At 63.3% G+C, this 10,935-nt stretch carries 9 protein-coding genes and 1 pseudogene; 6 read left to right on the top strand and 4 right to left on the bottom strand.

The window, feature by feature from the left end; genetic code table 11:
• Positions 1-30: 30 nt before the first annotated feature.
• Positions 31-1,230: an amino acid aminotransferase gene (locus ACXJKO_RS06590; RefSeq protein ID WP_457090292.1), complete on the bottom strand. Its 1,200-nt coding sequence runs from the start codon at positions 1,228-1,230 to the stop codon at positions 31-33.
• Positions 1,231-1,334: 104 nt separating this feature from the next.
• Entirely contained in the window at positions 1,335-2,042 is a 708-nt protein-coding gene (locus ACXJKO_RS06585) for a uracil-DNA glycosylase (RefSeq protein ID WP_457090291.1), read from the bottom strand.
• A gap of 202 nt (positions 2,043-2,244) precedes the next feature.
• Between ACXJKO_RS06585 and ACXJKO_RS06580 the strand changes: the two genes are divergently transcribed.
• The 6 genes from ACXJKO_RS06580 (at position 2,245) to ACXJKO_RS06555 (ending at position 9,728) form a co-directional block, all read left to right on the top strand.
• Positions 2,245-3,753 (top strand): bifunctional metallophosphatase/5'-nucleotidase, encoded by a 1,509-nt coding sequence (locus ACXJKO_RS06580; protein ID WP_457090290.1) that lies wholly within the window; start codon positions 2,245-2,247, stop codon positions 3,751-3,753.
• Between the two features lie 144 nt (positions 3,754-3,897).
• Positions 3,898-6,129 carry an HWE histidine kinase domain-containing protein gene (locus tag ACXJKO_RS06575; RefSeq protein WP_457090289.1) on the top strand — a complete coding sequence of 744 codons (2,232 nt, stop codon included), beginning with the start codon at positions 3,898-3,900 and terminating at the stop codon, positions 6,127-6,129.
• A gap of 138 nt (positions 6,130-6,267) precedes the next feature.
• Positions 6,268-7,329 carry a ferrochelatase gene (gene hemH, locus ACXJKO_RS06570; RefSeq protein WP_457090288.1) on the top strand — a complete coding sequence of 354 codons (1,062 nt, stop codon included), beginning with the start codon at positions 6,268-6,270 and terminating at the stop codon, positions 7,327-7,329.
• Between the two features lie 248 nt (positions 7,330-7,577).
• Positions 7,578-8,564 (top strand): SPFH domain-containing protein, encoded by a 987-nt coding sequence (locus ACXJKO_RS06565; RefSeq protein ID WP_457090287.1) that lies wholly within the window; start codon positions 7,578-7,580, stop codon positions 8,562-8,564.
• Entirely contained in the window at positions 8,561-9,010 is a 450-nt protein-coding gene (locus ACXJKO_RS06560; protein ID WP_457090286.1) for an NfeD family protein, read from the top strand. The genes ACXJKO_RS06565 and ACXJKO_RS06560 overlap by 4 nt, the downstream gene beginning before the upstream one ends.
• 136 nt (positions 9,011-9,146) lie before the next feature.
• Positions 9,147-9,728 carry a hypothetical protein gene (locus ACXJKO_RS06555; protein ID WP_457090285.1) on the top strand — a complete coding sequence of 194 codons (582 nt, stop codon included), beginning with the start codon at positions 9,147-9,149 and terminating at the stop codon, positions 9,726-9,728.
• Positions 9,729-9,734: 6 nt separating this feature from the next.
• On the opposite strand, the gene ACXJKO_RS06550 is transcribed toward ACXJKO_RS06555, so the two are convergent.
• Together ACXJKO_RS06550 and ACXJKO_RS06545 are read right to left on the bottom strand one after the other, a co-directional pair.
• Positions 9,735-10,730: a KpsF/GutQ family sugar-phosphate isomerase gene (locus ACXJKO_RS06550; RefSeq protein ID WP_457090284.1), complete on the bottom strand. Its 996-nt coding sequence runs from the start codon at positions 10,728-10,730 to the stop codon at positions 9,735-9,737.
• A gap of 50 nt (positions 10,731-10,780) precedes the next feature.
• Positions 10,781-10,935: pseudogene (locus ACXJKO_RS06545) on the bottom strand (UTP--glucose-1-phosphate uridylyltransferase); the annotation flags it as partial.

Raw genomic sequence — 10,935 nt, 5'->3', positions numbered from 1 at the left:
TTACGCCGTCCGGGATGACCGCTTGTCGTTTTAGCCCTGGCTCACATCCACGAAGCTCTTTGCCACCTTGGGTGCGTTCTCTTCGTTGAGACCAGCCACACACATGCGGCCCGATTCCACGAGGTAGACGCCATCGCGCTCGCGCATGGTGCGGACCTGCGGCACGCTGAGGCCCGTATAGCTGAACATGCCGCGCTGGTTCAGCAGGAAACCCACATCGACTTCGTTCGACAAGGCGCGGATCTGCTCGGCGAGAAGCTTGCGCACGGAATCCATGCGGATGCGCATCTCATCGACTTCGCGGATCCATTGCGCGCGAAGATCATCGTTGCCGAGAACAGTCGCGACGAGGAGGCCGCCCATCATCGGCGGGCTCGAATAGCTGCGGCGTACCGCGAGCTTCAACTGGCCCAGCACGCGCTCGGCCTCGTCCTGGCTCTGACAGACGGCGCTCAGGCCGCCGACGCGTTCGCCGTAGAGCGAGAAATTCTTGGAGAATGAATTCGCCACGAGGCAGCTTGCGCGCTCGGCATAGCGACGCACGAAGGCGGCATCGGCTTCAAGGCTTTCGCCGAAGCCCTGATAGGCCATGTCGAACACGGCAATGTGGCCCTTGGCGACGAGCACATCGGTGATGGCTGCCTGTTGCTTCTCGTCAAGATCGACGCCGGTCGGGTTGTGGCAGACGGGTTGCAACACCACGATGGAGCCGGATTCGGCGGCTTTCAGCGCCTTCACCATACCGTCGAAATCGACGGACTTGGTGGCTTTGTTCCAATAGGGATAGGTCGCCGTCTTGAAGCCCGCGCGCTGGAACAGGCCGTGGTGGTTCTCCCAGGTCGGGTCGCTGACGAGAACCGTGCGGCCGGGGGTATGCTTGGCGAGGAAGTCGGCGGCGATGCCGACCGCGCCCGTACCGCCGATGGTCTGGATCGTCGCGATGCGCTTCTCGGTACGGGCCGGGTGCTTGTCCCCGAAGACCAGTTTCTGCACGCCTTCGCGATAGCCGGCATGTCCATCCATGGGCAGATAGGGACGCTCCGAAAAGCCGACGCGCTCGTAAGCTGCCTTCACGGAGCCAAGTGTCGGAATGCGACCCTTCTCGTCCGTGTAGACGCCGATGCTGAGATTGACCTTCTCGGTACGGGGATCGGCCTTGAAGCTGTCGTTGAGCGAGAGGATGGGATCGCCCGCAAAGGCTTCGACGCGTCCGAACAATGATTCCGTCATGCTGACCTCCAGGCGCACGCGGCATCTGGCCTGCGAGAGCGCCGTTTTCGATGCGGGAGACCTAAACCCGAAAGCAGGCCTCCGGCAAGGCTGTTGATGGAGGCTTACGTATCGAGCCGCCAATCCACTGGCTCAAGTCCCTTCTCTATGAGCCACGCATTGGCGCGGCTGAAGGGGCGCGTCTTGCGAAAGTCGTTGAGGCGATTGAGCGGGGAGGGGTGCCCCGATTCGATCACGAGATGCTTTGCCTGATCGACGAGAACCGCCCGCTTTCGCGCAGGTCCGCCCCAGAGCAGGAAAGCAACGGCGGGCTGCTGGGCAGAGATCGCACTGAGGACCTGATCCACCAGGCTCGACCAGCCGAATTTCATATGGGCGCCGGACTTGCCCGCCTCCACGGTGAGCGCGGTGTTGATGAGGAGAACGCCCTGCTTCGCCCATTTCGACAGGTCGCCGGATTTCGGCATGGGATGGCCCAGATCCTCCGCCATCTCGGCAAGGATCGTGCGCAGCGATGCGGGAAGCCGCCTTGCGCCGCGATAGGAGAAGGCCAGCCCGTGGGAATCGCCCGGCGTCGGATAGGGGTCCTGCCCCAGCACCACCACCTTGACCTTGTCGAGGGGCGTGAGGCGCATGCTGGTGAACACCGCATCCGGCGGCGGCAGAACCTCGCCGCCCGAGGCGATCATCGCGTCCACCTTCGCGGCAACGGCCTCCGCGCTGCCGTCCCGGAAGAAGGGGAGCTTGGTCCAACCGGCGGCATGCTTCTCTTTGCGGAAATCCGCCAGGGCTTTCGTGATGGGGCCGGTCATGGAGAGAGGTGCCTTTGGGTCAGATACGCGGGCATCGAAAGTGTCGCCCTCCCTTCTAGTCGCAGCCGCCGAAAAAGGCATCATTCTGTGCCAGCCGAGCTGGGCTGTGGGAACATCGACAGATTGTTGCCTTTGTGACACGTTGCCGGTCTAGGCTCTGTATGGCTAATGTGAGCCCGCTCGCGATCAAGGACCTCTGACGATGCTTAAATGCCGACCCTCCGCTGCGCTCCGCGCCGGTCTTCTTGGAATGTCCGTGCTTCTGTCCGGCACGGCCCTGGCTCAGGAAGCGGTGACCATCCGCTTCGTCCAAACCAATGACATCGACCGCATGAGCCCCGAGAAGGGCCGTGGCGGCTTTGCCAAGCTGGCGACGGTGGTCAAGGAAGAGAAGGCGAAGGGCAATGCCTTCTTCATCCATGCGGGCGACACCCTCTCTCCCTCGCTGATGTCGGGCTTCGACAAGGGCGCGCATGTCATCGACATCCTGAACCGCATGGGCGTCGATGCGATGGCCCCGGGCAATCATGAATTCGATCTCGGCGACGCAGCCTTCCGCGCGCGCATGGCCGAGGCCAAGTTCGACGTGCTCGCCACCAACATCGTCGACGGCAACGGCCTGCCGGCCAACACCAAGGCCGACAAGGTCATCGAGGTCCAGGGCATCAAGATCGGCTTCTTCGGCCTGACCACCGAGGATACGCCGATCGCGTCGAGCCCCGGCACCATCAAGTTCTCCTCCACTATCGATACGGCGCGCTCGAAGGCAAAGGAACTGCGCGGCAACGGCGCCGACATCGTGGTCGCCATCGCCCATACCCCGCTCGAAGTGGACATGATCATCGCCCGCTCGGCAGGGGTCGACGTGATCATCGGCGGTCATGACGAGCACCTGCTCGCCTTCTACGACGGCAAGGTCACGCTCACCGAATCCGAATCCCAGGCCAACTACGTCACGGTCACCGAGCTTGCCGTGACGAAGGCGACGAAGGACGGCAAGACTACGGTCACCTGGACCCCGAACTTCCGCATCGTGGATACCACGAATGTGAAGCCCGATCCGGAGATCGAGAGCGTCGTGAAGGGCTATGAGGACAAGCTGTCCAAGGAGCTCGATGTGGAGATCGGCCTCACCGAGACCCCGCTCGACAGCCGCCGCGCCACGGTGCGTGGAGGCGAGGCCGCCATGGGCAACCTCGTGGCCGATGCCCTCAAGGCCGCTGTCGGTGCCGATGTGGCCATCACCAATGGCGGCGGCCTGCGCGCCGACAAGCAGTACGAGGCCGGCCAGAAGCTGACCCGCCGCAACATCCTGGCGGAAATGCCCTTCGGAAACACCACCGTTCTGCTGGAGATCAAGGGCGAGCACATCAAGGCGGCTCTCGAGAATGGCGTCAGCCAGGTGCGTGAGCTCGGCGGACGCTTCCCGCAGGTCTCCGGCATCGTGGCCGAGGTCGATGTGAAGGAGCCTGTGGGCAACCGCGTGAAGTCGGTCAAGATCAACGGCGAGCCGCTCGATCCGATCAAGACTTACAAGCTCGCCACCAACGACTTCATGGCCCGCGGCGGCGACGGCTACCGCGCCCTGACGGAGGGCAAGTCCCTTATCGATGTCTCGGCCAGCCAGCTTATGGCGAGCCAGGTGATCGAGTACATCACTAAAGCCGGCAAGGTCTCCCCGAAGGTCGAAGGCCGCGTCGTCCTTCGCTGATTCGCGATGAAAATGGACGCCGAGGCTCACCCGGGTCTCGGCGTCCTTCTTTTTGAGGGTAATTTTCCCCTCCATCAATCGTCGAGCCTGTGCCATGTTGGCCGCTCAGACCGAATCCCGGCCAAAACCCGGCATTGAAGCGAAGTGTCATTGCAGGCCCCGACCCGATTAGAACCGACGACCCTGACCCGAAAGCGCCGCCGCTCTCTGTCGCGCGGGCGCATGACGCTGGTCATGGGGCTGTTCGGCGTAGCGTTCATTCTCCTCACCTTCGGTTATATCGCCTGGGAGCAGCGCAACCGCCTCATCGAGCGCAACCAGGAAGATATCGCAGGCAACGCCTATTTCCTGGCGGATCATACGGCGCGCCTCCTGGAGGTGACGGACCTCACCCTCAAGCAGACCATCGGCCTCGTCGCGGGCACGAGCTGGGATGAGGTTCAGGCCTCGGAGGCGCTCTGGCAGCAATTGCGCTCCGTGAAGGATGCTCTGCCTTACGTCAACAATGTCTGGCTCAACGATGCGACCGGCAAGCTGCGCCTGACATCCCTCGTGTTCCCCGCGCCGAATGCCAGCGTGGCCGGACGCGATGCATTCGCCATCCAGGCCCGCTCAAATCAGGGTCTCGTCATCGGCGAGCCGATGGTCGGGATGATCACGAAGGAACCGAGCTTTCTGGTTACGCGCCGGATCGAGGGGCCGAACAACAGCTTCGAGGGCATCGCCTCCGTGACGGTGGCGCAGTCCTATTTCAACGAGTACTGGGGCAAGCTGCGCATGCCGAAAGGCACGCGGATCACGCTTCTCAGGGGCTCGGACGCGCGGGTGATCGCGCAATATCCCGCGCCGCAGGACGGGCTGACATTCTTTCCCATCGACAAGGCGGCCTTCGATCAGGCAGTGGCGAGAAACGCCTTGTCCGGTTCCTATGCCTTCCTGAGCCGGGGCGAGGAGCGGATGGGCGCTTTTCACCGCGTCGACGCGATGCCGCTCTACATTAATGTGAGCATGCCCGAGGATGCCTATTGGGGTCCCTGGACCATTCAGATGCGGCTCTATGGCGCCTTCGCGCTCATCGCCCTCGTCGCGCTGCTGGCGCTGACATCCCTGGCCTATCAGCAATTCTATGAGCAGGCCGCCACCGAGGCCCTGCTCCAGCGCGAGGTATCTTTGCGCACCGGGGAGCTGAAGGCGGAGACGGCGGCGCTCGAAGTTCTCAATCGCACCGGTCGGGCGCTGGCCGCCGAGCTCGATATCGAACGCATCGTCGAGAACGTGGTCGAGGCCGCCGTGCTGCTGACCGGCGCGCAGACCGGCGTCTTCTTCTCGGGCGCGGATTCCGTTTCCCCCAACGAGGATGGTAGACCGGGTGTGCATTACGGCCATTATGCGCCGGGCGGGGCGCGGGCCGCTTTCTCCGACCTTGCCGTGGAGAAGATCTGCGAGGCGGTGTTTGGGCATGGCCGCACAATCCGGATCGACGACATCTCCGTGGACCCAGACCACGGGCAATATCTGACCCAGGAAAGCTCGTCCGAGGGACGTCCGCGAATCCGCAGCATGCTCGCGGTTCCCGTCTCGTCGCGGACGGGGAAGATCTACGGCGTTCTTCTCTTCGCCCATGAGAAGGCGGCAGCCTTCACCGAGCGCGCCGAGCGCCTCGTGACGGGCCTTGCCGCGCAGGCGGCTATCGCGCTTGAGAACGGCCGCCTCTATCAGGAGGCGCAGCATGAGATTGAGGAGCGCCGGCAGGCGCAGAACCAGCAATCCTTCCTGATCCGCGAGCTGCATCACCGGGTCAAGAACACGCTCGCGACGGTGCAGGCGGTGGTGGGCGCGACGGCGCGCTCCACATCGAGCATCGAGGAATTCTACAAGGCCTTCGTCGGGCGCATCATCTCGCTCGCGAATACCCATTCCCTGCTCACCGAAGCCCTGTGGCAGACCGCTTCCTTACGCGAGATCCTGGAGAAGGAACTCATCCCCTACAACGATGCGAAGGGCGAGCGGATCGAGCTGGAGGGACCCGATGTGAAGCTTCCTTCGGAGATCGCCGTTCCCATCGGCATGGCCGTCCATGAGCTCACGACGAACGCCGCGAAATACGGCGCGCTCTCCATCCGCACCGGGCGGGTCTCGGTCATGTGGACCGAGCACGGGGAGGGCGATGACCGGCGGCTGTCGCTGTCCTGGGTGGAGCGTGGCGGGCCGCGCGTCGCGCAGCCGGGCCGGCAGGGCTTCGGCTCCCGCCTCCTGCATCGGGTTCTCACGACCCAGCTCAATGCCGAGGTCAAGGTCGATTACGACCCGACGGGCCTGCGCGTTTCCATCGACGCGCCCATCAAGGCGACTGCGAGCCTGAGCCCGCCGGTGTAGAAGCCTCTCCGGTAAAATACGGAGGTGATGCTTTGTCCCGTTGGCGTCACGGTGCAAAAGCCACTATCTAGACCAAATCCAATGAGCGGAGCCCGAGCCGGGCTTCGCGGCCAAAGGGCTTTTCCAAGGGTCTTTTCGATGAATGAGCGAGTGAGCGTAGCGGAATGGAGCGAGATCGTGCGCCCGGTGGACCATCCGGCTGCCCGGTCGGGCCGGATAGGCGTACTGCTCCTCAATCTGGGCACGCCCGAGGGCACGAGCTACTGGCCGATGCGTCGCTACCTCAAGGAGTTCCTCTCCGACCGCCGCGTGATCGAGACCCCGCGTCTCCTGTGGTGGCCGATTCTCAACCTGATCATCCTCACCAAGCGCCCCGGGCCGAAGGGGCGCGACTACGCCTCGATCTGGAACAACGAGCGCGACGAGGGTCCGTTGAAAACCATCACCCGCAATCAGGCTGAGAAGGTCGCCGCGCATATCAAGAACATCGCGGGCGACAAGGTCACCGTCGATTGGGCGATGCGCTACGGCAAGCCGGAGGTGCGCGAACGCATCCAGGCGCTGCTCGACCAGGGCTGCGACCGCATTCTCCTCGTGCCGCTTTATCCGCAATACGCGGCGGCGACCTCCGCCACCGCCTGCGATCAGGCCTTCCGCGCGCTCATGGACATGCGCTGGCAGCCGAGCGTGCGCGTCTCGCCGCCTTATCACGACGACCCGGTCTATATCGATTCCGTCATAGCCTCGATGAAGAGGAACCTCGCCAAGCTCACCTTCGAGCCGGAAGTGATCCTCGTTTCCTTCCACGGCGTGCCGAAGGAATATCTGCTGAAAGGCGATCCCTATCACTGCCAATGCGTGAAGACATGGCGCCTCATGCGCGAGGCCTTCGGCTGGCCGGCCGACAAGTTCCGCCTGACCTTCCAATCTCGCTTCGGCCCGGACGAGTGGCTCCAGCCCTACACGGACAAGACCGTGGAGGCGCTGGCGAAAAGCGGCGTGAAACGCATGGCCATCGTAGCTCCCGGCTTTTCCGCCGATTGCCTCGAAACGCTCGAAGAACTCGACGGCGAGAACCGCGAAATCTTTATGCACAACGGCGGCGAGGAATTTGCCTATCTCCCGTGCCTCAACGACAGCGATGACGGCATGCGCGTGATCAACCACATCGTCGAGCGCGAACTTCAGGGGTGGATTTGAAGCGACTTGAATTCCCGCGTCCAATTTTCGCTCTTCGTCATGGCCGGGCTTGTCCCGGCCATCCCGATGCGAAAAGCGCCGCGCTTCAAGCCATCGGGATCACCGGCACAAGGCCGGTGATGACGTGCAGAGTGAGGAAGCAGCTACCCATCGTTTAAATGCTGGCGGACGACCTAGGCGGCCTCTACACTTTCAGCTAGCTTGAGCCCCTTGCAACTCCGTTGCTTGTTCGTTGCCTGGGGAAGTGAATGCTGTTTACTGGCTTTGATATCTTCGTAATCGTTCTCGTGCTCGTCGTCGTGGTGACGATCGCCATGGGCGTGAGGACCGTGCCGCAGGGCTATGCCTACACGGTGGAGCGCTTCGGGCGTTATTCACGCACGCTCACGCCGGGCCTTGGTCTCATCGTGCCGTATATCGACCAGATCGGGAAGCGCGTGAATGTCATGGAGCAGGTGCTCGACATTCCGAGCCAGGAAGCGTTCACGCGTGACAATGCTGGCGTCACCATCGATGCCGCCGCGTTCTATCAGGTGCTCGATGCGGCTCGCGCGTCTTATGAGGTATCGGATTTGAGCCAGGCGCTTCTGGTTCTGACCATGACCAACATCCGCACGGTGGTCGGCTCCATGGATCTCGACCAGCTTCTGTCCCATCGCGACGAGATCAACGAGCGCCTGCTGCGTGTCATGGATGCGGCCGCTTCGCCCTGGGGCGCGAAGGTCACGCGCGTCGAGATCAAGGACATTCTCCCGCCGCAGGATCTGGCCGGCGCCATGGCGCGCCAGATGAAGGCCGAACGCGAGAAGCGCGCCGCCGTGCTGGAGGCGGAAGGATTGCGGCAGGCTGAGATCCTGCGCGCGGAAGGCGAGAAGCAATCGCAGATCCTCTCGGCGGAAGGCCGCAAGGAAGCAGCGTTCCGCGATGCGGAGGCGCGCGAGCGTCTCGCGGAAGCCGAGGCCAAGGCCACCTCCATGGTCAGCGATGCGATTACGCGCGGCGACCTTGCAGCCGCCAACTTCATCGTGGCGGAAAAATACATCGATGCCCTCCGCAGCATCGCCACCGCGCCGAACCAGAAGGTGGTGATCGTGCCCATCGAGGCCGCGGGCCTTGCCGGCACGCTTGGCGGCATCGCGGAACTGACGAAATCCGTGTTCGGCGGGGAAAGCGGCTCGGCGGCCCGTCCTTCGCGGACGGTTCCCGCCGTCACGGGCGGAACGGAGCGCCCATGATCGCCGATGCGTTTACGAGCCTCGGAGCCTGGGCCTGGATCATCCTCGGCCTTCTGCTGATCGGCGTCGAACTTCTGGCGCCGGGCATCTTCTTCCTGTGGCTCGGCCTCGCGGCTCTTGCGACCGGATTGTTCGATGCGCTGCTTGGGCTTTCCTGGCAGGCGGCATCCCTCGTCTTCGCCCTGCTCGCGGTGGCGGCTGTGATTCTGGGGCGCTGGATCACGCGCTCAGGCGCGCAGTCGGAGGCGCAATCGTCGCCGCTCAATCAGCGCGGCCAAGCCCTCGTCGGGCGCGTCTTCACGCTGGAGACACCGATCAAGGATGGGGAGGGACGGGTCCGGGTAGATGACAGCTCCTGGCGCGTCACCGGCGCAGACAGGTTCGCGGGCGCCAAGGTCCGCGTCGTGCGGGTCGATGGTACGACACTCGTGGTGGACGATCCGTAAGGGCGCGTCACTTTATCCGTGCAGGCGGACAATTTCTCGTAGAAAATCAGGAATATATAACATAGTAACATGTCGCAGCGCGGCCCCTGCCATATGGGGCCAAGAGGTTCGGATACTTCAGACCAAGGAATGTGACATGGCTCTCTATCTCGATACTTCTCGCTTCACCAATGGCGGCACCATTCGCGGTGGCGTCATCATGGGCGAGGGCAACAACTATCTCGATACCCGCAAGGGCTTCATCTATGGCAAGGTCGATCTTCTCGGCGGCAACGATACCTATCTGGGCGGCAAGGTCTCGGAGAACGTCAATGGCGGCGACGGCAATGACAAGCTCAATGGCGGAGAAGGCAACGACAAGCTGGCCGGCGGTGCTGGCCGCAACACGCTGACCGGCGGCGTCGGCAAAGACACCTTCATCTTCACATTCATGTCGACCGCTGCCGATCTCGACATCATCAAGGACTTCTCCTCGAAAGACGACACGTTCCAGTTTCGTCAGTCGGTCTTTACCGCCATCGGCCCGAAGGGAAAGTTGAAGGCGGATGCCTTCCGGCTTGGCGCCAGCGCGGCGGATGCCGAGGACCGGATCATCTATCACAAGGCCAAAGGCAACCTTTATTATGATCCGGACGGCACCGGACCCGAGGCGCAGGTTCACATCGCGACCTTGTCCAACAAGGCCGCTCTGGTGCTCAGCGATTTCCTGATCGTCTGAGGCTTTTTAAGCCGCTCCGGCTCGCAGCAGGTCGAGGTAGTGGACCAGTCCCACCGGCTTGCCGTGATCGACCACGATCAGCGCGGTAATCCGCGCTGTTTCCTCGATCTCCAGGGCGGTGGCCACGAGAGCATCCGGCGCGATGGTGCGCGGGGTGCGGGTCATGATCGCGGTGACGGGGAGGGTGCCGAGATCGGGGCGCAGGTTACGGCGCAGATCGCCATCGGTGACGATGCCGGCGAGCGTGCCGTCGGGATTGACCACGATCACCGATCCGAAGCCCTTGCGGCCGATCTCCTCGATGGCCTCATCCATGCGGGCGTCGATGCCGACGATCGGCAGACGCTCGTTCTTGTGCATGATGTCGCGCACCAGCTTGAGCCGCGCGCCGAGCTTGCCGCCGGGATGGAACACGCGGAAATGCTCCGCCGTGAAGCCGCGCTTTTCCAGAAGCGCCACCGCCAGGGCATCGCCCAGAGCGAGCTGGATCGTGGTAGAGGTGGTCGGCGCCAGCCCGTTGGGGCAGGCCTCTTTTACCTTGGGCAATGCCAGGCAGATATCGGCGGCCTGGCCCAGGGTCGAATCCGCATTCGAGGTCAAGGCGATCAGGGGCACCCGGAAGCGCTTGGCATAGCCGATGATGTCCGCAAGCTCCGTCGTCTCGCCCGACCAAGACAGGGCGAGGATCACGTCCTCGGCCTGCACCATGCCGAGATCGCCATGGCTGGCCTCGGCAGGGTGGACGTAATGGGCGGGCGTGCCAGTGGAGGCGAGTGTTGCGACGATCTTGCGGCTCACATGGCCGGACTTGCCCATGCCGGTCACGATGACGCGGCCCTTGGCGGCGGCGATCTTCTCAACCGCGGCGGTGAACGGCCCGCCGAGCCCGTTGCCGATGGAATCCATCAGGATGGACAAGCCCTCCCGCTCCGTCGCAAGGGTGCGGAGAGCCGAGGCGACGGCGGGATCGGACTGTTCGGAGATCGGTTTTACGAGTGCCATGGCCGCCCCTTTAGCATATCGGAGCGGCCATGAGTAACCCTGAAACCCGGTTACTTCTGGCGCAGCAGCGCCTCGAGTTCCTTGCGGAAGTCGGCCGAGAGCTCCTCGCGCTCCAGCGCATAGGCGACATTCGCCATGAGGAAGCCGATCTTCGAGCCCGTATCGTAGGTCCTGCCTTCGTACTTCATGCCGAAGAAAGGATGGT

The sequence above is a fragment of the Microvirga sp. P5_D2 genome, assembly GCF_054049475.1.
The sequence above is the reverse complement of the archived record's forward strand: the minus strand, read 5'-3'. Positions and strand labels throughout refer to the sequence as shown.

What these genes read in the sequence shown, in the direction of transcription:
- ACXJKO_RS06590 (WP_457090292.1), bottom strand. Translation starts at nt 1,230, where the DNA reads ATGACGGAATCATTGTTCGGACGCGTCGAAGCCTTTGCGGGCGATCCC.
- ACXJKO_RS06585 (WP_457090291.1), bottom strand. Translation starts at nt 2,042, where the DNA reads ATGACCGGCCCCATCACGAAAGCCCTGGCGGATTTCCGCAAAGAGAAG.
- ACXJKO_RS06580 (WP_457090290.1), top strand. Translation starts at nt 2,245, where the DNA reads ATGCTTAAATGCCGACCCTCCGCTGCGCTCCGCGCCGGTCTTCTTGGA.
- hemH (WP_457090288.1), top strand. Translation starts at nt 6,268, where the DNA reads ATGAATGAGCGAGTGAGCGTAGCGGAATGGAGCGAGATCGTGCGCCCG.
- ACXJKO_RS06565 (WP_457090287.1), top strand. Translation starts at nt 7,578, where the DNA reads ATGCTGTTTACTGGCTTTGATATCTTCGTAATCGTTCTCGTGCTCGTC.
- ACXJKO_RS06560 (WP_457090286.1), top strand. Translation starts at nt 8,561, where the DNA reads ATGATCGCCGATGCGTTTACGAGCCTCGGAGCCTGGGCCTGGATCATC.
- ACXJKO_RS06555 (WP_457090285.1), top strand. Translation starts at nt 9,147, where the DNA reads ATGGCTCTCTATCTCGATACTTCTCGCTTCACCAATGGCGGCACCATT.
- ACXJKO_RS06550 (WP_457090284.1), bottom strand. Translation starts at nt 10,730, where the DNA reads ATGGCACTCGTAAAACCGATCTCCGAACAGTCCGATCCCGCCGTCGCC.